The organism is Caldifarcimen microaerophilum (assembly GCF_055387105.1).
Window position 1 is genome coordinate 616732 of the sequence record NZ_AP038914.1, and the last position, 22568, is coordinate 639299.

Here is a 22568-nt window from a genome sequence, read left to right on the forward strand (position 1 = left end):
AGCCCCGATCCTTGACAGGCGCGGGTGGACACCGTATCATTAGCGCATCCCATTTGGAGGCGTTGCGTCGTTGGTTCTCCGTGCGGTTGCCATTGATGGGCCGGCCGGTGCAGGCAAGACCGTGATCACGCGGGAGGTTGCCCGCGCGCTGGGTTTTCGGCCCATCTATACCGGTCTGATGTATCGTGCCCTCACCTGGGCGTTTCTCACCCGGAACATTCCCCTGGACGATTGCGATCGCATGGCCCGGGAGGCCCGGCAGGTGTCTCTCACCGTGGACGTGGAAAACGGGGAGCCCCGGGTGTTCCTGGACGGGGAGGATGTGACACCCTATCTTCGCCTGCCAGAGGTGGATCGCGGGGTGTCCCGGGTGGCCTCCTGCGGAAAAGTCCGGGAGATCCTGGTGGCCCTCCAGCGACGCCTCGCCGAGGAGGGGAAGGTGGTGCTGGAAGGGCGGGACGCCACCACGGTGATCGCCCCGGATGCCTGCCTCAAGGTGTTCCTGACCGCCACCCGGAAAGAGCGGGCCCGCCGGCGCTGGGAGGCGGCCGGCGAGGATGCCCCCGCCTTTCGCGCGGTGCTGGACGATCTGATCCGGCGGGATACGGCCGACGCCCGCCGGGCGGACGGCCCTCTCACCGTCCATCCCGACGCGGTGGTGCTGGACACCACGGACCTTTCTCCTGAAGAGGTGGTGTCGGCCATTGTCCATCTCTATGCGGAGCGGTGCGGTGAAGGCTGAAGCCCCCATGAGCGTCCACTGGAGGCTGGCCCGGATCCTGCTGGGTCCGGTGTTCCGCTTTGTCCTGGGGGTGCGGGTCCGGGGCGCCGAACACGTCCCCCGGACGGGGAGCGTGATTCTTGCCCCCAACCACCGGTCGTCCTGGGACCCTCCCATGGTGGGCTATGGCTCCCCCCGGGAGATCTTTTTCCTGGCCAAGCGGGAACTCTTTGACTCCCCCACCCCCTGGGGTCGCCTGTTCGCCTGGGTGATCCGCACCTGGAACGCCCTGCCTGTGGACCGGGCAGCCGGCGGGGTGGCGGCTCTGCGGCGGTCTCTCCGGCTCCTCCAGTCCGGCCACGTGGTCACCATCTTTCCGGAAGGAACCCGCAACCGCACCCGCTATCCCCTGCTTCCCCTCCAGCGGGGGGTGGTGTTTCTGGCCTACAAGGCCAACGTGCCCGTGGTGCCCGTCTGGCTTGTGAACATGAAGGCCCCTCTGTGGAAGTGGATCCTCCGGATCGCCCGACCGGAGGTCCGGTTCGGACCTCCCCTGCGGGTGGAGCCCGGTGAGGATGTGGACACCTTTGTGGCCCGGCTGGCCCTTTCCATCATCGCCCTGGCGGATCCCGCCGACCGGGCCAAGTTTGAAGAAGCGCGCCAGAAGGGGTATTACCCCTTTTTGAGGAGCCTTGAGAAAGAAAACAAACAACAACCAACCAAACAGGAGGTGTGAGGCAGATGGATGAGAAAAAAGACTGGTCCGATGTGGACTTCGGAGCGCTCCTGGAACAGAGCCTCCGGCAACTGAAGGAGGGGGATCTCGTCGAAGGCACCGTGGTCAAGGTCACCGACAAGGAAGTGTATGTGGACGTCGGGGCCAAGTCCGAGGGAATCGTTCCCCGGAGTGAATTCAAAGAGGAGGTCAAGCCGGGAGACAAGGTGACCGTATATATCGAAAGCGTCGACGGCCGGGGTGGCCGGACCATCATCTCCAAACACAAAGCCGACTTCACCCTTGCCTGGGATAAGATCCACGAGGCCTATACGGAAAACAAGACCGTCACGGCCCGGGTGCTCTCCCAGGTGAAGGGAGGTCTCCTGGTGGAGGTCTTCGGGGTGAACGCTTTCCTCCCCGGTTCCCAGGTGGACATCCGGCGGGTGCGGAACTTTGCCCGCTGGGTGGGGGAGGAGATCCCGGTGAAGATTATCAAGGTGAACAAGGCCCGGAAAAACATCGTGGTGAGCCGGCGAGAGGTGCTGGAGGAGGAGCGGGAGAAAGCCCGGGAACGCCTCAAAGAACTCCGCCCCGGCGAGGTGCTCAAAGGCGTGGTGAAGCATCTCACCGACTTCGGTGCCTTCGTGGACCTGGGGTTCGTGGACGGTCTCATCCATCTGTCCGACCTCTCATGGGAACGTGTGTCCCATCCCTCTCAGGTGGTGAAAGTGGGTCAGGAAGTGGAGGTGAAGGTGCTCAGCGTGGACGTGGATCGGATGCGGGTTTCCCTGTCCCTGAAGCATCTCCAGCCCCATCCCTGGGAGAAGGTGGCGGAGAAATACCCCGTGGGCAGCAAGGTGGTGGGCGTGGTCAAAAAGATTCTGGACCACGGCGCCATCGTGGAGCTGGAGCCGGGGGTGGAGGGATTCGTCCACATCAACGAGCTCAAGTGGGGCCGTCCTCCCCGCCATCCCAGCCAGGTGATTCAGGAGGGCGAGCGCCACGAGTTCGTGGTGCTGTATGTGGACATTGAAAACCAGCGCATCTCCCTGGGACTCAAGCAGGCTCAGGCCGATCCCTGGGCTCTCATCGAGGAGAAGTACCCCGTGGGTACCGTGGTGCGGGGAACGGTGAAAGAGCTCACCAACACCGGTGCGTTCATGGAGTTTGAGGGCGGCGTGGAAGGCTTCCTCCACGTGGGGAACCTCTCCTGGACCCAGCGCTTCTCCAGCCCCGCGGACGCCCTGCGGGTGGGACAGAAACTCCGGGTGATGGTCATCAAGGTGGACTCCCGGGAGCGGATTCTCGAGGTGTCCCTCAAGCACACCCGTCCCAACCCCTGGGATTCCATCCGGGAGCAGCTTCCCGAAGGCACGGTGGTGGAACTGCCCATCATCCAGATCGGAGAGCGGGGCATTGTGGTTCAGGTGGAAGAGGGCCTGGAAGGCTTCGTCCCCCGGTCCCACCTCCTTCACCGGGATGACATGCACAACCACTATCAGGTGGGTCAGACCCTGCGTCTCCAGGTGATGAAGATCGAGCCGGAGCGGAAGCGGATTCTCCTCTCCGAGCGGGAACTCCACCGCCGGATCCGGGAAGAGGAACGCCGGAAAGAGAAGGAGGAAATCCGCGCGGTCCAGAGCCGTCTGGAGCCCGTTCGGCTGAACCTGGGTGAAATTCTGCGCAGCGAGCTTGAGAAAGTCCGTGCTCTTCAGGAAGGGCTGGACGAGGAGGAAGAGGAAACCGAAGAGCCCGCTTCGGAAGGATGAGGCTCCTGGTCCTTTCCGACACCCATATCCCTCACAGGGCCCGGGCCCTCCCCCGGGCCCTGAATCCTTTCTTTGAAGAAGCAGACGGGATCATCCACGCGGGGGACTTCACCACCCTGGACGTGCTTCTGGAACTGGAGGCGTGGGGCAAGCCCGTGCATGCGGTCTGGGGGAACATGGACGAAGAAGCCCTCTATCGGCGACTCCCCGAGCGGATGGTGGTGGAGTTTGAAGGGTGGACGGTGGGGATCACCCACGGCTCCGGTGCCCCGGTGGGGATCGTGGACCGGGTGCGGGATCGGTTCCGGGACACGCCGGTGGACCTCATCATCTTTGGACACAGCCACGAGGCCCTGGCGGAAGCGCGGGACGGGATTCTCTTTCTCAACCCGGGAAGCCCCACCGACACGGTGTATGCCCGGCGTCAGACCTTCGCCCTTCTGGAACTCACGCCGGAACGCATCCGGGCGGAGATCCGGCTCTTACCTTCCCTGGACAAGTGGAAGACGTTTGAGGCCGAGAAGTCCAAAAAACAGGACACTTGAGCACAGCACCACCGTGGCCCCCGAAGGGGCGTTGAAGGCATAGGCCAGAAAAAGCCCCACCACACTGGCCCCCACCCCGAAAAGAACTGAAAGAATCTGAAGTTCCCGGATATTCCGGGCCACCAGGAGGGCGGTGGCGGGCGGGATCACCAGGAGGGCCGAAGAGAGGATCACCCCCACCATCCGGATGGACAGGACCACCGCCGAAGCCATCAGCATGAGTTCCAGGGCGTTCAGGACACTCACCGGGAACCCCTGAACCCGGGCGAATTCCGGGTCAAAGGCGATGAGAAGAAACTCCTTGTCCAGAAGGATCAGAACCAGAATCAGCAGGCCGCCCACCCCCAGCCCCAGACGGAGTTCCCCGGCCGGGATGGCCAGCACGTTCCCGAAAAGATAGGCAAACAGATCCCCGGCATAGCCCGGATAGAACCCGATCACCACGATCCCCAGGGCCATGAAGGTGGTGAACAGGATCCCGATGGCGGTGTCCTCGTGGATGGGGGTTCGCTCCTGGACATAGGCCACCCCCAGTGCGGTGAGCAGGGCAAACACCCAGGCCAGGCCCACCGGCGACCACCCGAGAAGGAGGGCCAGGGCGATGCCGCCGAAACTCGCATGGGCCACCCCCGCCCCGATGAACGCCAGGTTTCGCAGAACCACGTGGGTTCCCACCAGGGCCATGACCGCCCCGATCACCACCGAAGCCACCAGGGCTTTCTGAAAGAACCCGAAGGCAAGGAGATCCATCACCCCGCTCATGAGCCGCTGCCCTTCGGTTCTTCGTGATCTTTCAGGGGGAGAACGATGTGGGGGAGGCGGCCGTGCCCGACGGCCGCGGCGTGCCGGCCATACATGCACTCCAGGGTCTCCTCCGTGAGAACTTCCTGGGGGCGTCCGTGGGCCACCAGGCGCCGGGACAGGCACGCCACCCGATCCGCGAAGGAGGCCACAATTCCCACATCATGGGACACCAGGATCACAGTGAGGGCAAGATCCCGCCGCAGGCGATCCAGCAGGGAAAAAAGGCCTTCTGTCATGGCCGGATCCAGCGAAGCCGAGGGTTCGTCCAGGAGGAGCAGGCGGGGACGGTTCACCAGCGCCCGGGCAATCAGGGTGCGCTGGCGCTGTCCCCCGGAGAGTTCCGACAGCCGCCGGTCGGCCACATGGGCGATCTCCAGCAACTCCAGGGTTTGAAGGGCCATACGCCGGTCCTCGGGGCCGGGACGGCGAAACCAACCGAGGGCACCGTATCGCCCCATGAGCACCACATCCATCACCCGGAGGGGAAAATGCCGGTGAAGGGAAAATTCCTGAGGAACATAGCCCAGGGCCAGCCGCTCTTTCCGGTTCAGAGTCCAGGGAGGCTTCCCCAGCACCCGGACCGTCCCCTCCTCCGGCCGGAGGATTCCCAGAATCACCCGCAGGAGGGTGGTCTTTCCGGCTCCGTTGGGGCCGATGATGGCGGTGAACTCTCCCTCCTCCACACGGAACGAAATCCCCTCCAGCGCGATGTGCTTGCCGAACCGGACGGCGACATCCTGGAGTTCAACGAGGGGTGTCATGGACCACCGCCTGCTCCAGTCGTTCCAGGTTCTTTTCCAGGAGCTCGGTGAAGGATGCCGGTCGGAGCCATCCGCCCAGCGGGTCCAGCGTCACGGTGTCCAGACGGGTTTCTGAGAGGATGGTTTCCAGGAGGGGATGCCGCCCGGCGGGCTCCAGGATGAGGAGGCGGGCCTTCGCCTTCCGGACCGTCCGGATCAGGAACACAAGGGCTTTGGGGGAGGGTTCTGCACCTTCATGGGGGATCACCACTCCGGCTACCGGAACGTCAATTTCCCGAAAGAGATAGGTCCAGGCCGGATGTTCGAGCACCACCGGCCCCAGGTCTTTCGCCATCTCCTTCGCCCGGGCTTCCAGGCCGTCTGTCCGCTGAAGGAAGGCTTGGAGGCGCTGTTTGTAGGTGTCGGCACCCTCCGGGTCCCAGGTGGCAAGGGAATCCGTGAGGATGGCCGCAACCCGCCGGGAGAATGCAAAGGAAAGCCAGATGTGGGGATTGGCGGAATCGGGAAGACCCAGAACATCCTTCAGCACCACCCGGCGGGAGTGGTGAACCCAGTGATCCAGGGGTTTCCCCACCAGAATCACCGCGTCGGCCTGCGCAAGGCGGGCGAAATCCCGGGGGCGGGGATCATAGGTGTGGGGAGAAGCCCCCGGAGGAATCAGGGCAAACGCCTCCACCCGGGAGCCCCCGAGTTCGGCGAGCATCAGCCGGAGGGGCTCGATGGAGGTGCCGAGGATCAGGGAGATCACCAGCCAGGTCATGGGTGAGCCTGGACGAGTTCAATCAGGACATATCCCGTATCCCGGGGATGCAGAAAGGCGATGGTGTGCCCCAGCGCCCCTTTCCGGGGCCCATCGACCACCCGGTAGCCCTCTTGCTCAAGCCTCCGAAGGGCAGCTTCCAGATCCTCCACCCAGAAAGCCAGATGATGAAGGCCCCCCTTCCGTTCGGCAAGGAAGCGATCCACCGCCGTTCCTTCCCGGAGGGGCTGAATGAGCTCCAGGGCCGGATCTTCTCCCAGGAACAGAAAGGCCAGCCCCCGCTCCTCATCCCGATCTTCCGCGGTGATGGGAAGGCTCAGCACCGTCTCCAGCACCCGGGCCAGGGCTCGGGCGTCACGGGTCACGATTCCCACGTGGGCGAGTTTCATGATGGAGAGAGTGTACACAACTGGAAGGGAACCTTCAATCCAAAGGCCCTTCTGGACGATTCGCCGGAAAGTCCATACAATCACTCCGGGAGGGAACACGAACGGGAGGCATCCCATGGACTTCGCAAAACCCCTCGATTATTTGAAATCCCGGGTTTCCCTGTCGGGTGAGGAGGAAGCCTATCTCACGGCCTATGAAACCTGGTGGCTGGAGGAAGGGGAGGCAGTCTCCCAGGCCGTGGACCGGATGCGCACCCCCTGGCTTCGGATGTTCAACGAACGGGGCGAGCGGGTGGACGAAATCCAGTATCCCCCGGAATACTGGGAGATGCTCGATTACGGATACGAAGCGGGTCACATCTGGCGGGTGTTTGAAGAAAACCGCCTCCGTCCCTTTTTCCTGCTGGGCTACATCACGTCCTTCTGGGATCCTGGGCTCTATTGCCCCTACACCGTGAGCGTTTCCACCGCTGTGGCCGTTCAGAAATACGCGCCGTCCGCCATCCGGGAACGGGTGCTCACGGAGATGACCCGCAAAAACCGGCCGGCTCAGGGAGCCACCTGGATGACGGAAATTCGGGGTGGGTCGGATCTGGGCTCCGGCGTGGAGACCGTGGCCCGCCGGGACGGTGACCGCTGGCATCTTTCGGGCCTCAAATATTTTGCGAGCAACGCCGGGGCGGAATACGCCATTGTGGCCGCCCGGCCCGAAGGTGCTCCGCCCACGGTCCGGGGACTTGCCCTTTTTCTGGTACCCCGGTTTCGCCAGGACGGAAGCCTCAACTACACCATTCAGCGCCTGAAGGACAAGATCGGCACCCGGTCCGTTCCCACCGGGGAGGTACTCCTCGAAGATGCGGAAGCCTGGCTTCTGGGCGAGCCGGAGCACGGGATCTATCTCATTCTGGAGGCCCTGAACATCTCGCGGGTGGCCAACAGTGTGGGGAGCGTCGCCCTGGCTCAGAGTGCGCTGGCCCGGGCGGTGGCCTATGCCCGGAGTCGTGAAGCCTTCGGGAAGCCCATCGCCTTTCATCCCCTCCTGGCCCACGAAATCGAAACCTGGAGACGGGAACTGGATGGGGCCTTTGCCCTGGCCTGGCGGGCAGTGGAACTCCTGGATGAGGTGTGGGAGGATCGGCCCCGGTATTCCGAACGCTATCATCTCTTTCGTTTCGTGGCTCACCTGGCCAAATACTGGACGGCAGAGGTGGCGGTGAAACTCTCCCGGTGGGCCATCGAGGTGTTTGGAGGGATCGGGATTCTGGAGGAGATGGGGGTGGAGCGTCTGCTGCGGGAGGCGCTCATCCTTCCCATCTGGGAGGGCACCCCTCACCGCCAGCTTCTGGACGGCCTGGAGGCCATGGAGCGAAAGCAGGCCCACCGCCTTCTCCTGGAGGACCTCCGGGGTCAGGTGGATGCGGACAGCATCCGGGCGTGGGAGCAATCCCTGGAGGAATACCTGTCCCTTCCTCCGGAAGAGAAGGAGGCCCGGGCGCGGGAGGTGCTGGAGCCTTTCGCCCGGTGGGTGGGCCTGAGCCTGGCCCACAGGAGAACGGCATCCTGAATCTCCGCCAGAGCGTCCGTCTGTCTATTGCGATGCAAGAAGGCGGTCGGGATATTTCACCCGAAAAACCATATCATACGGAAAAACCAAACCGGGAGGCATGCGGTGAAACGGTATGATGCGGTTGTGATCGGCGCGGGACCGGGCGGCTATGTGGCGGCCATCCGTCTCGGCCAGCTCGGGAAAAAGGTTCTTGTGGTGGAAAAACAGTATGTGGGCGGGGTGTGCCTGAACGTGGGGTGCATCCCCACCAAAGCCCTCCTCCATGCGGCCCACCTCCACCGGGAAGCTGGCGAGGCGTCCCGGATGGGGCTGGGGATTCAGGCGGGTCCGGTGGACCTTGACAAGCTCAACAGCTGGAAGCAGGGGATCGTGGACCGGCTGGTGCGGGGGATTCAGACCCTCTGGAAAACCCACGGCGTGGAGTGGGTGCAGGGGGTGGGGAAACTCAAAAGTCCCCGCCAGGTGGAGATCACCCATCCCGACGGACGCCAGGAAGTGGTGGAAGCGGGGGCGGTGATCGTGGCCACGGGTTCCCGGCCGGCGGAGCTTCCCGGGTTTGAGGTGGACGGCGAGCGGGTGTGGCATTCCGACCATGCCGTGGCCTTCCCCCGTATTCCGAAGAAACTCCTGGTGCTGGGGGCAGGGGCCATCGGGCTGGAGTTTGCCTTTGTGTATCGGCATTTCGGCGCCGAAGTGGAGGTGTTTGAACTCATGGACCAGATCCTTCCCGGGATGGACAGCGAAAGCGCCCGGGAGCTAGCGAAAGCCCTCAAGCGCCAGAAGATCACCATCCACACATCGGCCCGGGCGGAAAAACTTGAAAAAACCGCCTCGGGTGTTCGCCTCCACGTCCGGATGGGGGGCGAGACCCGGGTGGTGGAAGGCGACGTCCTCCTGGTGGCCGTGGGACGGAAACCCAACACGTCCGGGATCGGACTGGAAGAGATTGGCGTGAAAACGAACGACCGGGGGTTTGTGGAGGTGAACGAGCACATGGAGACGTCGGTGAAGGGCGTGTATGCCATCGGCGACATCGTCCCCGGTCCCATGCTGGCCCACAAGGCGTCCCGGGAAGGCATTGTGGCCGCCGAGCACATCGCGGGGCTCCCCTCCGCCATGGATGTCCGGGCCATCCCGGCCGTGGTGTATACGGAACCTCAGCTCGCTTCCGTGGGACTCTCGGAAGAAGAAGCGAAAGCCCGGGGCATTGCCTATCGGGTGGGGAAATTCCCCTGGGTGGCGAACGGCCGGGCCCTGACCTACGGCGTGCGGGAGGGGTTTGCCAAGATCATCACCGACGAGAACGATGTGGTGATCGGGGTGCACGTGGTGGGACCCGAAGCCTCCAGCCTGATCGGGGAAGGGGTGCTGGCCGTGGAGATGGCCGCCACGGCAGAAGATATCGGTCTCTCCGTGCATCCCCACCCCACCCTGTCCGAAGCCCTGATGGAGGCGGCCGAAAACGTCCACAAACGGGCCATCCACATCGTGAACCGCTGAACCGGAGGGATGCGAACGCCGGTGAGGGCGGTGAGGATTCTGGTCCTGCTTGCCCCGTGTGCAGTGTGGGGCGCGGGGATCGTGGGGGTGATGGGCGCAGGACCTCCCTTGTGCGCACCCGCAGGTTCAAACCTTTTCCTCCAAGCAGGCCTATACCCACCCCAGAGGAGCTTCGACATCTGGCTCGGGAGGAAAAGCAACGTTCCGGTGCCTGTCTGTGTGGCGGGGGGCGTGTTTTCCCTCACAAGGACCCACACCAACGGGAGCGAACCGCTCTACCTTTCGGGGCTTTCCGCAGCCTGGCGCCATCACCACGCCCATCCTTGTTCCCGTTTATGAGCTCCCGCCGCCACCGCTGTAGTACCCCCGCTTCCGGAGGCCCAGCACGCGGTTGAACGGGATCCGAACGGGCAAATCCCTGAAGGGGTCTCTCCGCGTTTGCTGTGTTCCCGGACACCCGGGGAAAGGGATCGCGGGGGTATGACGAACCTGCCCGCCAGGGTCGGGTGAGGGGGGACCGGAGCGTCGAACGCTTACTGTGAGCAGGTGTAGACCTTGGCCGACTTGAAGTGGAGCGTTGTGGGGATGAGCAGGTTGGCCAGAACACCCAGGCCCCAGTCAATGAACGTATACTGGGTCTGGACCACCACCTTGCCCGATTTGGGCATGATGGTGGCGGTGGAGTTGTCCCCCAGCGGCACAAGTCCCCAGAGAAGATACATGGCCCGTTTCTCGGCATACAGGGTGCATCCCGCGGGACCTGTGGTTCCTTTCGCGGCAATGGTAACCTGAGCGCCGGGAGGCGCAGTCACGTTAATGGTGGCACACCCAGAGGCCACGAGACCCACCACCATCACAACAGCCAGGGCCAGCTTCTTCATGGTTCCCCTCCTTGTTCAAGGATTCGCCTCCCCCCCTCACCCATTGCCCAAAGTATACGGGTCGAATACCGCAGCATCAAACGATCCTGTCACGTCCGGGAACCTTTTGCCCTTTTCCCCCGTCTTTCTCCATGAACCCGTGCAAACAGGAGGTTTCCCATGCGGTGGATGATCATGGCCCTTGTCCTCACCCTCCCGGCGGCCGGGAGGAGCCAGCCTCTTCCTGATAGGCCCCAGCCGGCCTTCCGGGATGCCCGTCCCATCCGGAAAGCCCGGTTTCTCCGGTCCGGGAGACAGGCCCGCAGGATCCGGCGTGCACGGCGGCATGCCCGGCAGCGCCTTGCCCCGCCCCATCTCTTCCGGCGCGCAGCCCGCATCGCCCCCCATCGGGCCAAGGAACTCCGGGACCTGGAGGCCCGCCTCACCCCCCGCTGGCTCCGGGCCCGGACCGAACTGCGCATTGCCCGACAGGAACTCGCCCGCACCCTGAGAAACCCCGACGCCTCACCGGCGGAACTGGAACGCGCCCTGCAGAACGTCCGGGAACGGGACCAGGAACTCCACAAAATCCAGGAAGAAACCCTGATGGAACTCCGGAAAACCGTGGAAGGCGACGCCTTCTCCCGGATCGTTGCCCCGCGGCTCGGGCGCTAACGGCCGGGAATGTGGATGGCAGGGAGGTCTTTCACAGATAAGGGAAGCTTCCGCCTGACGGAGTCCGGGAGAAACCGGAGAAGAGGTTCGGGAAGGCGGGCAAGCCGCTCCCGGGCATGCCAGGAAAGGTTGGAGCGCTCCCCGACAAGCCGGACGAGAAATCCGCAGTCCTGTTCGGAACACCCATCCAGACGCGCAAGGAGGGTGTCTTCGGGAAGGTCTTGCTCCCGGAGAGCCAGAAAGGCCGCCTGGGCCACCGGGAACCGATCCGCAAGAAGATTCAAGAGCGATTCCGGTGGGCAGGCACAGGCCCCCCACGCCGTGGCCGCATAGGCCCGGACCACCCCCACCGTATCCCGGAGACGCCTTTCAAGAAAAGAGCAGGCTTCTGAATCCTGAAGGGTGGCCAGGGCCCGCAGAAAGGCCCGGCGGAAAAACCGGCTTTTGCCCGGGTCCCACAGCTTCAGGATGGCGGGAAGAGACGCCGTGTCCTTGATCTCCGCAAGAAGCCGAACAGCCAGTCCCTGCACCGTGTCGGAAGGGTGAGCAAGAGCCTGGCGGAGCAGCACCTTTGCCGTGTCCGGGTTTTTCTTCACCACCGCTTTGATCACCCGCCAGTTCAGGGGATAGGGGTCCCGGAGTTTGTCGGGGATCAGAAACCGGAGGGCCTCGCCACCCCGTTCCGCCAGGGCCTCCCGCACCCGCCGCACCCAGATCCGGCGGGACCCCACACCCCACGTGCGGGCTTCTCTGTATAGGGACGCCACCCCCGCCGTATCCAGAAAGGTCTGAAGCCCCGTCGTGTCCGGAGGGACCTCCGGAAGGGTGTCGGGAAGAAGGGAAGCGTCCATTCCGAATCCCACCTCGCCCCGAACCCACGACGTCCCGTTGGACCAGGCCTGCCCGGGGGCAAGATAGACATCCTGTCCGGAAAGATCGGCGAACAGTCCCAGACTTCCCGTCCCCCGGGCGGTGTCTCCGTCTCCCAGCCCCCGGGGCTCCGTGAGCCGGTACAGGTCGTTGCCGGAACGATCCACCAGGATCCCGATGCTGTTGGCAAGCCCCAGCCCCAGTCCGCCGGAGACCTCATAGAGATCGTCTCCCCCGCCGTCCACCAGAACCCCCACCGAAAGGTCGTGTCCTTCTCCCAGCGCCGGACCAAACCGGGAGGCATACCGGTCCCGTCCCTTCCCGTCCAGAAGCACCCCCACCGCCAGATGGATGCCCGCCCCCTGGGCATACTGCACCGCCTCATACACGTCGCTCCCCTCCTCATCCACCAGCACCCCTAGGCCCTTCCAGTAGGCCGCCCCCTGGCCATACACCGGGCTGGAATACCGGTCGTGACCTTGACGATCCACGAGAAGGGCAATGCCACCGGAAGCGTAAGGGCGGTATCCGAAGGCAAAGCCCTGGGCAAACCCCCGGAGCATATCGGGCTGGAGGGGCTCATGCAACCGGGTGGCGCCGGCCAGGTATCCGTCGTTTCCCCCTTCGTCCAGAAGAAGGGCCAGTCCACCCGTGCGGGCAAAGGCCTCCCCTCCCTCGTCCACATGATACAGGTCGTGGCCGTCGCCCTCCAGCACCAGGCCCAGGCCCCACGCGGAAGCCCCCAGACAAAACTGCCCGCAGCGGTACACGTCGTCCCCGGAAAAGTCCATCACCCCCGCACTGCCTCCAAACCCCGCGCCCAGGGAGAGATCCCCACCCCGGTAGGTGTCGTCCCCCTGAAGATCCACGATCCATGCGCTCCCGAAGAGGGCACCCCCCGGCTCACCCCAGGAAGCCCCCTCATAAAGATCGTTTCCTTCAAAATCCAGAACCACCTGAACGCGTCCCATCCCCGCCGGGACCCCCATGTACCGGTCGTCCCCTCCGGGTTCCAGAATCACGTCATAATCCCAGGGCGGAGCGTATGTATCCCGTCCCCAGGTCCCCACCCAGACCCGGCAGCCGGAAAGGTTCAGTTCGCCGGGAGGGAGGCGACCCGCATGGGGAGCCAGTCGCCGGGCGATGTCGTGAAGGACACGCTGTTCCCGGAGCCCCTGCGCCCAGATCTCCCGGAAGGGCACCCGCCGGAGAAGCCGAAACAGGGTGGTGTCGGGAAGGGTGTCTCCCGACCAGCGGCGGCCGGTGAGGGTTTCGTTGAGTTCTCCCCAGCGGGACCGGAGGAGGGAATCTTCTTCATCCAGAATCAGATCGGGCACCGCCGCCACCAGGGAATCCAGCACGGGGCGGAGTTCTCTATGCAAACGCCTGTAAAAGGCTTTGCTTTCGGCACACACCCGGCCGAGCTCCCGGAGGAGAGCCTCCGGATCGTCCCGCAGGGGGCGGGGAGGTTCTTGCGCAAGGGAGAGAAGGGAGGGCAGGCTGTCCAGGGGATGGTGAAAGGACGGTTCCAGGGAAGAGAGGTTCAGGGGGTTATCCAGCACCGACGCCACCACCGGAAGGGTGAAGGGATCGGGGGGATCCCACAGGCGATCGGCCACGAGCACCGTGGAGTCCATTCCCCACCCCCCGAGGAGCAGGAGGATGGCCTGCGTCACTGTGGAATCCCAGATCATACTCCCGGGACCTCCCTGTCGTCCAGGGCCTCGGTGAAATCCTTGAGGGCCTCCTGAAAACGCCGGCGCTCCTTTTCGGCGTGGAGGCGCCCCACGAACAGAAACTCCCGACCCCGGCAGGTGATGCGGACCCGGTCCCCCTTGCTCGTGAGAAACCGGGCGATGGGATAATACAGAAGAGCATGGCGGGGCAGGAAGGTGACCACCGCGTGAATCGGCCCCAGTTTCCCGGTGAGCTGGGCTTCATAACCCATCACGCCCCCCATCCAGGTGTAGGTTCCCTCCTCAACCCGGAAGAACCGCTCGATCTCATGGGCGGTCCACCAGGCCAGCGCCCGGTTCAGGCGCACCCCCTGAGCATACCCCGCAAGGAGGATGAGGGTTCCCACCAGAAACAGAATCCAGAGAAGCCCTGACGTCACCCCTCCTCTCCGTCGCGCTGGAGGGAGCGATACACCTCCAGCGCCCGTTCCACGATCTCCCGCTCGTTTTTGAAGGACAGCTTGCGCAGGGCTTCGTCCACGGGGAAAAACCGGGCGTCGTCCACCTCCCAGTCGTGCTCGGACGGGTCCCCCCGCTCGTATTCCATCACGAAGAAATCCACGGTTTTCCTGACCTTCTGGCCCTCCCGGACATACCAGTACTGCACACTTCCGGCCGGTGCGAGCACCCGGCCCACCACGCCGCCTTCCTCCGCCACCTCCCGCTGGGCGGTTTCCTCGGGCTTTTCCCAGGATTCCACCTGGCCCTTGGGGAGCTGCCAGCGCTTTCCGCCCCGGGTGGCCACAAGCAGGACTTCCAGATCGCCGTTCCGGCGGCGGAAGACCACACCCCCAGCGGAATGTTCCCGGATCATGGCGCGGATCCCACCACAGTAAGAAGGGATCGGTTTCGTATGCCTGTGCGCCGGTAGGAGGGAAGCTGCGGATGTTCAAAGGTGCAGGCGGGTGGAAGGGCCACCACGTCCACACCCAGGGCCTTCAGGCGTTCCCGGATGGCCCGCAGGAGATCAAAGTGCAGGGCCTGGTGGTTCCGGAACATCCAGGGCCGGGCCCAGTCCGTGAAGGTCTCCCCCACCGGATAGCACCTTCCGCAGATACCGGGACCGATGGCGGCCTGGATGGATCCGGCATCGTCCAGCCGGTTCACACCCTCCTCCAGAATCCCCCGGACAAATCCCCGCCACCCCACGTGGAGCACGGCGTGGGTTCCGGGTCGGGCGGGAACCCAGAGCACCACGGGATAGCAGTCGGCCGTGCGAACCCCCAGGGCTTTCCCTTCCCGGGTCAGGAGGCCATCGCCCTCCCCCGGCGGTTCCCGGTCCACATCCACCACCCGGGCGCTGTGGATCTGGCGCAGGGTGAGCACGCCTTCGGGATGGTGTCCGGGCAGGAACACCTGCACGGGATACAATGCAAGACGAAAGCCCTGGGGCGTTTCTTCCCACATGGCTCAGGGGATCACCGGAACGGCTGCGGTTTTGGACCGGACCACCATGCGCATGGACGCCGGGGTCACGCCGTCCCCTCCCATCGTGGTGTGGAAGGCGGTGGCGGTGAGGGTAAGCACTGTGGTGTCCGCAATGCCCGATGTGAGCGTGTCGGGGAAGGTGAGGGTCAGGGGCGAGGTGGGGTCACCCACCACCGTATCCACATTCACCCCGCTTCCGGAAAGCTGAATCCGCACGCTGTCCGGTGCCCCGGTGAAGGAAAGGCTCACGGTGAAAGACTGGCCTGCCTGAACGGGACTGGGGTTCACCACCGGATCCTGAAGACTCGCCCCCTCGGGCACAAGGAGTTCCACCGCCTGACCCTCGTGATCAATCCGGAGCCGGCTGGATCCAAACTGAATGGACACCGGCGCGGGAACGGGGAGGGTGTCGGCGATGGGGAAGAAATACAGGTCCACCGTGTCCTGGAAGGGGAGCACCGTCCCGTCCAGCGAGACCTGTGCCGTTTTCACGACCCCCTGCTCGTCAGCCACATACACCAGCGCCGTCTGCACAGACGGATCCAGGTTCTCGGTGGGAAGGTCGATGCCCAGGGCCTGTTCCACCGGTCCCGTGGCCGGACCCACCTCACCGAACACGGCAAGCACCGTGAGGGTGGGAAGTTTTTCTTTCAGCCAGTCGCAGGACGAAAACCCCAGGGCCACGCCCAGGGCCACCAGCCACACACCGCGCTTCATTCCATGCCTCCTGTTTGGTTCGTCAATACATCAGGGCATAGGTCAGGATGTTGATCCCCATCCGGAAGGCTTCTTCCCGTTTTTCGGGCGGGTCGTTGTGGGAGGGGGTCCATCCGTCCGAGATGTTGGTGTTGTAGGTGTAAAACACCACAATCCGTCCCCGAAACACCAGGGCGAGCCCCTTCGGCGGTCCGGGGTAATGCTCGTGGATTTTCGGGAGCCCCTGAGGGAAGTCGTACACGATATGGTAGATGGGATGATCGAAGGGAACCTCGATCCAGGTGGCCTCCGGAAAGACCTTGCGCATCTCCCGGCGAAAGGCCTCGTCCATCCCGTAATCGTCGTCCGCATACAGAAACCCGCCCCGCTCCAGATACGTCCGGAGGTTCCGGGCTTCTTCTTCGGAGAAATAGATGTTGCCGTGGCCGGTGAGATACAGAAAGGGATAATCAAAGATGCGGGGATCGTCCAGGCGAAGAACCACCTGGGCGGTGTCCACCTCAAGGCCCACCCGCGCCCGGGCTTCCCGGGCCAGATTGGGGAGAACGTCGGGGTCGTTGTACCAGTCCCCGCCCCCGTCATACTGCACCCGGACCAGGGAGAAAGCCAGGAGAAACCAGAACGTCATGCGGGTCGAATGCGGAAAAAGAGCACACCCACGCGGATGCGATCCTCGGGGCCCACCGGTGTGGGTTCCGTGATCCGGACCCTGTTCACATACACGCCGTTGGTGGATCCAAGATCTTCCACGAAAACCGTGCCGTTCTGGACAAAAATCCGCATGTGCCTTCGGGAGACGAACTCTGCACCGGGAAATTCCGAAAGGTCCACATCCACCGGCCCGGTGGACCGGGAAAACCGCCCCACCACCAGCTCGCCCGTAAGGGGAATTTCTTGAAGCACCTCTTTTTTGTGCTTCACCACCAGCACCCACTGAGTTCCCACCGCTGTGGACGGTTTTTCCTCCAGGGGTGTGGTGCTGGGCTGTGACGGGGGCGTTTCCGGACGGGGTTTGTATTCCCGTGAAATGGGAAGGGGACGATCCTCATCAAACCCCACATCTTCCCCAAGGTTCTCCACAATCTCCACCGCAATGGTTGAGGTTTCGGGAGAAACCTCGGCCTCTACCATGAGCACGCCACAGACCGGGCAGGATTTTTCTTCGTTCTCCTTGTGCCCGCAAATCGGACAGATGAACATCCACACCTCCTTCTCGAAGGATGGAACATTCAGATTGTAAGCTCCGACTTCAAAACTGTCAACGGTGGTCGGCGAAGGGATCTCTGCCTGGTTCTTTCACGGGAGCGGAACCTTTCCGTTTCGCGACGGATGGCGTATAATTGAAGGGCTTTCAAAACGAGGAGGCCTGCGGTGAAACTTCTTTCGCTGTTTGAGGGCCTGGCGGTCACTTTTCGCCATATGTTTCGCAAACGCTTCACGGTGCAATATCCGGAGGAGCGAAAACCCCTGCCTCCCCGAGCCCGATGGCTCCTCAATCTCCAGCGCCATCCGGACGGCAAGGAGCGATGCGTGGGATGCATGCTCTGTGCGGCCATCTGCCCCACCGAGGCCCTGTATATCGTCGGCGAAGAAAACGATCCGGACAACCCCATCTCCCACGGGGAACGCTATGCGAAAATCTGGGATTACGACACAGGCCGCTGCATTTTCTGCGGATTCTGCGTGGAAGCCTGCCCTGAAGAGGCCATCATCATGATTCCCGACTTTGAACTCGCCCGGACCAACCGCCGCGACATGATCCTCCACAAAGAGGACATCACCGTCCCCGTGGACCAGCAACCCATCCTGGCCTGGCAGGGCTTCTATCGCGACGTGCCCGAATCCCACGGTCCGGTCACCCGCCCCCTGGCGAAACACCGGCGGTATGAGTCCTACCTCTGGAAACCCGTGAAGCTCTCCAAAGAGGCGAAGCGGGAACTCAAGTTCCTGGAAGGGCCTTTCGAGAAACTCCTGAAAAGCGGAGCGGATCAATGATCACCCTGTACGTCCTTTTCTCCCTTCTTGCCCTGGTGGCCGGGTTTTCGGTCATTCTCCAGCGAAACCCCGTGTACAGCGCCCTGTCCCTCCTTCTCTCCTTTGTGGCCATCGGCTTCACCATGATCCTCCTGGGGAGCCCCTTCCTGGGGGCGGTGTTCCTCATCATCTACGCTGGTGCCATCATCACCCTCTTCCTGTTTGTGCTCATGCTCCTGAACCTGCGCCAGCCCGCCTTCGACTTTGACTTTTCTCTGCGCTCCTTCGTGGGGGTGATCGCCGTGGCGGCGGTCTGGGCGGGCACCCTGTTCGCCCTCTTTCGAACTCCCTCCCTCCAGGTGCCCTTCCGGGTCCAGACGTCCTTCCAGGCTGCCTTTTACCGGGAAGGCCTGTTCGGTTCCTATCTCGTGCCCTTTGAAATCCTTTCGGTGCTTCTTCTCGTCGCCCTGGTTGCCGTGTTCGCCCTCACCCGCAGGGAGGAAACCCCATGAGTCTGGCGGCAGCCCTGTCTTTCCCGGTGACGCTGTTCTTTCTGGGCCTCCTGGGCCTGGTGCTCCGCCGGAATCTGATCGTGATCCTGATGTCCATGGAACTCATGCTCAACGCGGCGGGTCTGGCTCTGGTGGTGTTCCACGCGACTTTTCCCTCGCCTGAACCGGTGAGTCTGGTGCTTCTCTTCCTGGGACTTGCAGCGGCAGAGGTGGCCATCGGTCTCGCCCTCGCCATCAACCTGGTCCGGCTGAAGGATTCCCCGGACGTGGACCTTGCCCGCATGCTTCGAGGCTGAGGAGGATGGCCATGGAAGCCTATCTCATCGCGATGCTTCTTTTCCCCCTGGGTGGGGCCGTGCTGAATGGGGTGCTGGGACGGCTGTGGGCCCCTCGCGCCCACTGGATTGCCCTGCTGGGTATGGGTGGGGCCTGGCTGTTTGCGGTCCTGGCGGCCTTCCGGTTCGCCGGGGATCCCGTCCACATCGTTCTCTATCCCTGGCTACCGGTGGGGGACCTGAACCTGTCGGTGGGATTCTATTACGATGCCCTTACCATGGTGATGACCCTGACGGTCACCACCGTGGCTTTCCTCATCCACGTGTATTCCATCGGCTATATGCACGGGGATCCGGGGTATGCCCGGTTCTTCGCAGCCCTCAACCTCTTTGTCTTCGCCATGCTCCTGCTCGTGACGGCCGACAGCTATCTTCTGCTCTTTGTCGGCTGGGAAGGCGTGGGTCTGTGCTCCTATCTGCTCATCGGCCATGAATACCACCGCAAGGCTGCGGCGGACGCGGCCATCAAGGCCTTCGTGGTGAACCGGGTGGGGGACGCCGGCTTTCTGCTGGGCATGTTCCTCCTGTTTTCCCTCACCGGGACGCTGGTGTATCCGGAGGTGTTTGCCTATTTCCATCACCTTCACGTCCTCCCGGCCGTGCTCCCTCTCGTGGGCCTCCTCTTTTTCGTGGGTGCGACGGGCAAATCCGCCCAGATTCCCCTGTACGTCTGGCTTCCCGATGCCATGGAGGGTCCTACCCCCGTCTCCGCCCTGATCCACGCGGCCACCATGGTGACAGCCGGGGTGTATCTCATCGCCCGCTCCGCCCCCCTCTATGACCTCATCCCCCACATCGGGCATTTCATCGCCTGGATTGGCGGACTCACCGCCATCATGGCCGCCTTTTATGCCCTCACCCAGCGGGATCTCAAGCGGATTCTCGCCTATTCCACCATCAGTCAGCTGGGCTACATGTTCATGGCGGTGGGTCTGGGGGCCTATGCGGCGGGGATCTTTCACCTCTTCACCCACGCCTTCTTCAAGGCCCTCCTGTTTCTGGGTGCGGGGAGCGTGATGCACGCCACCCACGGGGTGCTGGACATCTTCCGCATGGGAGGGCTCCGCAAAAAGATGCCTCACACCTACTGGACCTTTCTCATCGCTTCCCTGGCCCTTGCGGGGATTCCCCCTCTTGCCGGCTTTTTCTCCAAAGACGAGATCCTGAAGGCCGCCTTTGGTCTGGACACGGGGCTGTGGTGGATCGGGACCCTCACCGCCCTGATGACCGCTTTCTACATGTTCCGGGCGGTAATCGTGGCCTTCCACGGAAAACCGCGGGATCCGGACGTGTTTGATCACGTCCACGAATCTCCCCCTGTGATGACCCTGCCTCTGTGGGCACTGGCCCTGGGGAGCCTCACCGTGGGCTTCCTCGCCGAGCCCTTCCACGCGTTCCTCCACAGCCTCTCCCACCGTGCGCTGCCGGAGATCCATGCCACACCGGTGGTGGTGGCCTCCATCGTGGCCGCGGTCCTGGGAATCGCCCTGGCCTATCAGATTTTCTTCGTGGGAAGCCCCTCAGGCGAGACCCTCGCCCGAAAATTCCGGCTCCTGTGGGTGCTCTCCTACCGGAAGCTCTTTGTGGACGAGATCTACGACTTCCTGATCCGCAAACCCTTCAAGGGGCTGGCCATCGGTCTCTATTACGCCGGGGATCGGGGCCTGATTGACGGCACCGTCCATCTGACCGCGTGGGTCCAGAAGGGGATGGGTGCCCTGCTTTCGAGATTTCAGAACGGGCTCGTGCGGGCCTATGTGGTCTGGACGCTGGTGGTGTTCGCCTATCTCGTGTGGGTGCTTCAATGAGCAAGGAGGAGAACGATGATTCAGACTGCCCGGGGGCGGATGGAAGCCCTTTCGGTTGTGGACACCCATCCATACTGGGTCACAAGCCTCTATCTTGATCTTTCCCCTCAGGCCCGGGTGGGGACACAGTATCTCATTGCCTTCAAAAACCTTGAGAAGAAAGCCCGGGCACGGCTTTCGGCCAGAGATCTCCCCTCGGAAGTTCGTGCGTCTCTGGAGGAGGATCTTCGTAAAATTGAGCAGTACCTTGTGCCGGACAACCTGAAAGGAATGCGGGGCATCGCCATTTTCTCTGCAAGCGGCAAAGGCCTTTTTGAGGTGTTTGCTCTCCCCATGGTCTACCGGAACCGTCTGGTCCAGGACCCCACCCCCTACATCCGGCAGCTCCGGGCCATCATCGAAGATTTCCGTCCCACCGTCCTCTTGCTCATTGACCGCACGGTTGCACGGGTGTTCTTCATCGGCCTGTCCGCTCCCCAGGAGGTGGCGGATTACATCTACCCTGGCGGGAAACTCCCCCCCAAATTTCACGAGGACGAGGGCCCCAGCTTCAAGGGACGGTCGGTGGGAGGTTCCGCCCTTCCGGCTCACGGGTACGGGGAGCACAAGTTCCAGCGGAAAGAAGAACTCGTCCTGCACAAGCATTATTCCGAGGTGAACCGGAAACTTCTCCAGCTCCTCACGGAGCGCCCCTTTGATCGTCTGGTCATCGCGGGCCCCAGGGGAGAGGTGGAGGCTTTCAAGGAGTATCTCCATCCCTATCTTTCCTCCCGTCTTGTGGGTGTGTTTCACCGGGATGTGCGCCACATCTCGCCTGCCGAACTTCAGGACCTTGCCTTTGAGGCCATTGAGGAAGCCGAGCGGCGGGACGAGGTTCGTCTGGTGGAGGAGTGGAAGGAAAAGATGCCGTCCGGATGGGCGATCGCCGGGGTGGATGCGGTGCTCAAAGCCCTCTTCTATGGTCAGGTTCGGACCCTCCTGGTGAACGAGGATTACGGTCAGCCGGGCTTCCGCTGTCCGGAGGGACTGCTGGCAGTGGATCGAAAAAGCCTCGAGGCGTACTGCCCCGCCGACCAGATCCTAGAGGTGGAAGATGTGGTGGATGACGCCATTGAGCAGGCCATCGACATGGGATCCCAGGTGAACATCCTTCGCCATCCGGAAACCAAAGAGGTCCTTCCCGACCTGGGAGCCATCCTCCGCTACCGGATTGGATAAGATGCCACGCAGGAAACGGGGGCTGGGTTCGTTCGGTGCGGAGTTTCAGCAACCCCGCCTCCGGGTGAACCTGGCCCCCCTGGTGGACATTTCCCTGTCCCTTGTGATCATGTTCATCGTCTCCATTCCTTTTTTGATTGAATCGGGCGTGTTTGTGAGCCGGGGAGCCGCCGGGGGGAAAACCCAGCAGGTGGTGTCCAAACCGAAAGAGAAAGTCACGGTGAACCTCCATCTCCGGGCGGACGGAACGGTGCTTCTCAACAACGACCCGGTGGCGTGGGACGATCTCCCGGAGCTCATTCGGGAGCTCATGAAGCGGAGCACCACGAAAACGGCGGTGGTGTCGGCAGATTCGGAGGCGGTGTATCGGGACGTGATCCGGCTCATTGATCTTGCCAAACTGAACGGGGCCCTGGACGTGGCCATCCTCAAACGAGCACGGCGGCGATGATCCAACGGTGGTTTGCAGGCGAGCCTTTTGACGAACCGGAAGTGGAGCTTTCGGACGTTCTCCTGCCCATGGCGGGGGTGGCCCTGCTCGTGCTCATTATGCTCATGATGGGGGCCCCCAACCTTCTCTCCCAGGCCAACGTGAAGGTGGACCTGCCGGAAGCCCACGTGGTGGAGGCGGAACTGGAGGATCAGATCACCCTGACCCTCACCCGGGACGGGAAGGTGTATCTCTATGACAACCCTGTGGACCGGAGCGTCCTGGTGGACACCATCCGGGCCCTTCAACTCCAGGATACGGTGGCCCCCTTTTACCGCCTGGTGCTCATCCGGGCCGACGAGGGTGTTCCCTTCGGTCAGGTTCTGGAACTTCTGGATGCATCCAAAAAGGCCGGCTCCAAGCGGGTGGCCCTGGGCGTGATCCAGGCGAAGGATTAGCCGGCGATTTCCC

Annotated in this window: 26 protein-coding genes; 14 read left to right on the plus strand and 12 right to left on the minus strand. The window is 63.1% G+C overall.

The window, feature by feature from the left end:
- Positions 1-70 precede the first annotated feature (70 nt).
- Genes cmk through AC6HU3_RS02910 form a run of 4 tightly spaced genes read left to right on the plus strand, consistent with a single transcriptional unit; the run spans position 71 to position 3753 of the window.
- On the plus strand, positions 71-742 hold the full coding sequence (gene cmk, locus AC6HU3_RS02895) for a (d)CMP kinase (protein WP_497474502.1): 672 nt from the start codon (positions 71-73) through the stop codon (positions 740-742).
- Positions 732-1457, plus strand: coding sequence for a lysophospholipid acyltransferase family protein (locus AC6HU3_RS02900; RefSeq protein ID WP_497474503.1), 726 nt, complete (start codon positions 732-734; stop codon positions 1455-1457). The genes cmk and AC6HU3_RS02900 overlap by 11 nt, the downstream gene beginning before the upstream one ends.
- 5 nt (positions 1458-1462) lie before the next feature.
- Positions 1463-3208 (plus strand): 30S ribosomal protein S1, encoded by a 1746-nt coding sequence (locus AC6HU3_RS02905; protein WP_497474505.1) that lies wholly within the window; start codon positions 1463-1465, stop codon positions 3206-3208.
- Positions 3205-3753: a metallophosphoesterase family protein gene (locus AC6HU3_RS02910; RefSeq protein WP_497474507.1), complete on the plus strand. Its 549-nt coding sequence runs from the start codon at positions 3205-3207 to the stop codon at positions 3751-3753. The genes AC6HU3_RS02905 and AC6HU3_RS02910 overlap by 4 nt, the downstream gene beginning before the upstream one ends.
- Here AC6HU3_RS02910 and AC6HU3_RS02915 read toward each other — a convergent pair.
- From AC6HU3_RS02915 to AC6HU3_RS02930, 4 genes are read right to left on the minus strand one after another with little or no spacing between them, the layout of a single operon-like run.
- A complete protein-coding gene (locus tag AC6HU3_RS02915; protein ID WP_497474509.1) occupies positions 3691-4515 on the minus strand; it encodes a metal ABC transporter permease in 825 nt (274 codons plus the stop codon). The genes AC6HU3_RS02910 and AC6HU3_RS02915 overlap by 63 nt on opposite strands.
- Positions 4512-5318, minus strand: coding sequence for a metal ABC transporter ATP-binding protein (locus AC6HU3_RS02920; RefSeq protein ID WP_497474511.1), 807 nt, complete (start codon positions 5316-5318; stop codon positions 4512-4514). The genes AC6HU3_RS02915 and AC6HU3_RS02920 overlap by 4 nt, the downstream gene beginning before the upstream one ends.
- A complete protein-coding gene (locus AC6HU3_RS02925; protein WP_497474513.1) occupies positions 5302-6078 on the minus strand; it encodes a metal ABC transporter substrate-binding protein in 777 nt (258 codons plus the stop codon). The genes AC6HU3_RS02920 and AC6HU3_RS02925 overlap by 17 nt, the downstream gene beginning before the upstream one ends.
- Positions 6075-6467 (minus strand): VOC family protein, encoded by a 393-nt coding sequence (locus tag AC6HU3_RS02930; RefSeq protein ID WP_497474515.1) that lies wholly within the window; start codon positions 6465-6467, stop codon positions 6075-6077. Before AC6HU3_RS02930 ends, AC6HU3_RS02925 begins: the two co-directional genes overlap by 4 nt.
- Before the next feature lie 115 nt (positions 6468-6582).
- Between AC6HU3_RS02930 and AC6HU3_RS02935 the strand changes: the two genes are divergently transcribed.
- Both AC6HU3_RS02935 and lpdA read left to right on the plus strand, forming a co-directional pair.
- Positions 6583-8031, plus strand: coding sequence for an acyl-CoA dehydrogenase family protein (locus AC6HU3_RS02935; protein ID WP_497474517.1), 1449 nt, complete (start codon positions 6583-6585; stop codon positions 8029-8031).
- Positions 8032-8136: 105 nt separating this feature from the next.
- Positions 8137-9534: a dihydrolipoyl dehydrogenase gene (gene lpdA, locus AC6HU3_RS02940; protein WP_497474518.1), complete on the plus strand. Its 1398-nt coding sequence runs from the start codon at positions 8137-8139 to the stop codon at positions 9532-9534.
- Positions 9535-10067: 533 nt separating this feature from the next.
- On the opposite strand, the gene AC6HU3_RS02945 is transcribed toward lpdA, so the two are convergent.
- Positions 10068-10415, minus strand: a complete 348-nt coding sequence (locus tag AC6HU3_RS02945; RefSeq protein WP_497474519.1) for a hypothetical protein — start codon at positions 10413-10415, stop codon at positions 10068-10070.
- Between the two features lie 159 nt (positions 10416-10574).
- Here AC6HU3_RS02945 and AC6HU3_RS02950 point away from each other — a divergent pair, with 159 nt between their 5' ends.
- A complete protein-coding gene (locus AC6HU3_RS02950; RefSeq protein WP_497474521.1) occupies positions 10575-11069 on the plus strand; it encodes a hypothetical protein in 495 nt (164 codons plus the stop codon).
- On the opposite strand, the gene AC6HU3_RS02955 is transcribed toward AC6HU3_RS02950, so the two are convergent.
- From AC6HU3_RS02955 to AC6HU3_RS02985, 7 genes are read right to left on the minus strand one after another with little or no spacing between them, the layout of a single operon-like run.
- Complete coding sequence (locus tag AC6HU3_RS02955) at positions 11066-13633, minus strand: HEAT repeat domain-containing protein (RefSeq protein WP_497474522.1); 2568 nt, start codon at positions 13631-13633, stop codon at positions 11066-11068. The genes AC6HU3_RS02950 and AC6HU3_RS02955 overlap by 4 nt on opposite strands.
- Positions 13630-14055, minus strand: a complete 426-nt coding sequence (locus AC6HU3_RS02960; protein WP_497474524.1) for a hypothetical protein — start codon at positions 14053-14055, stop codon at positions 13630-13632. The genes AC6HU3_RS02955 and AC6HU3_RS02960 overlap by 4 nt, the downstream gene beginning before the upstream one ends.
- A complete protein-coding gene (locus AC6HU3_RS02965; RefSeq protein ID WP_497474526.1) occupies positions 14052-14489 on the minus strand; it encodes an NUDIX hydrolase in 438 nt (145 codons plus the stop codon). Before AC6HU3_RS02965 ends, AC6HU3_RS02960 begins: the two co-directional genes overlap by 4 nt.
- Positions 14486-15082, minus strand: coding sequence for a purine nucleoside phosphorylase YfiH/LACC1 family protein (locus tag AC6HU3_RS02970; protein ID WP_497474527.1), 597 nt, complete (start codon positions 15080-15082; stop codon positions 14486-14488). Before AC6HU3_RS02970 ends, AC6HU3_RS02965 begins: the two co-directional genes overlap by 4 nt.
- A 3-nt stretch (positions 15083-15085) precedes the next feature.
- A complete protein-coding gene (locus tag AC6HU3_RS02975; RefSeq protein WP_497474529.1) occupies positions 15086-15820 on the minus strand; it encodes a hypothetical protein in 735 nt (244 codons plus the stop codon).
- A 22-nt stretch (positions 15821-15842) separates the two neighbouring features.
- Entirely contained in the window at positions 15843-16448 is a 606-nt protein-coding gene (locus AC6HU3_RS02980) for a DUF4159 domain-containing protein (protein WP_497474530.1), read from the minus strand.
- Positions 16445-17020, minus strand: a complete 576-nt coding sequence (locus AC6HU3_RS02985) for an FHA domain-containing protein (RefSeq protein WP_497474532.1) — start codon at positions 17018-17020, stop codon at positions 16445-16447. The genes AC6HU3_RS02980 and AC6HU3_RS02985 overlap by 4 nt, the downstream gene beginning before the upstream one ends.
- A gap of 171 nt (positions 17021-17191) precedes the next feature.
- Here AC6HU3_RS02985 and AC6HU3_RS02990 point away from each other — a divergent pair, with 171 nt between their 5' ends.
- From AC6HU3_RS02990 to AC6HU3_RS03020, 7 genes are read left to right on the plus strand one after another with little or no spacing between them, the layout of a single operon-like run.
- A complete protein-coding gene (locus AC6HU3_RS02990) occupies positions 17192-17815 on the plus strand; it encodes a NuoI/complex I 23 kDa subunit family protein (protein ID WP_497474533.1) in 624 nt (207 codons plus the stop codon).
- Positions 17812-18306 carry an NADH-quinone oxidoreductase subunit J family protein gene (locus AC6HU3_RS02995; RefSeq protein WP_497474535.1) on the plus strand — a complete coding sequence of 165 codons (495 nt, stop codon included), beginning with the start codon at positions 17812-17814 and terminating at the stop codon, positions 18304-18306. The genes AC6HU3_RS02990 and AC6HU3_RS02995 overlap by 4 nt, the downstream gene beginning before the upstream one ends.
- Entirely contained in the window at positions 18303-18602 is a 300-nt protein-coding gene (gene nuoK, locus AC6HU3_RS03000) for an NADH-quinone oxidoreductase subunit NuoK (protein WP_497474537.1), read from the plus strand. Before AC6HU3_RS02995 ends, nuoK begins: the two co-directional genes overlap by 4 nt.
- Before the next feature lie 11 nt (positions 18603-18613).
- Positions 18614-20449 (plus strand): NADH-quinone oxidoreductase subunit L, encoded by a 1836-nt coding sequence (nuoL, locus tag AC6HU3_RS03005; protein ID WP_497474538.1) that lies wholly within the window; start codon positions 18614-18616, stop codon positions 20447-20449.
- Positions 20450-20464: 15 nt separating this feature from the next.
- Positions 20465-21667, plus strand: coding sequence for a baeRF10 domain-containing protein (locus AC6HU3_RS03010; RefSeq protein ID WP_497474540.1), 1203 nt, complete (start codon positions 20465-20467; stop codon positions 21665-21667).
- A 1-nt stretch (position 21668) separates the two neighbouring features.
- A complete protein-coding gene (locus AC6HU3_RS03015; protein WP_497474542.1) occupies positions 21669-22118 on the plus strand; it encodes an ExbD/TolR family protein in 450 nt (149 codons plus the stop codon).
- Positions 22115-22555, plus strand: coding sequence for an ExbD/TolR family protein (locus tag AC6HU3_RS03020; RefSeq protein ID WP_497474544.1), 441 nt, complete (start codon positions 22115-22117; stop codon positions 22553-22555). The genes AC6HU3_RS03015 and AC6HU3_RS03020 overlap by 4 nt, the downstream gene beginning before the upstream one ends.
- Positions 22556-22568 lie beyond the last annotated feature (13 nt).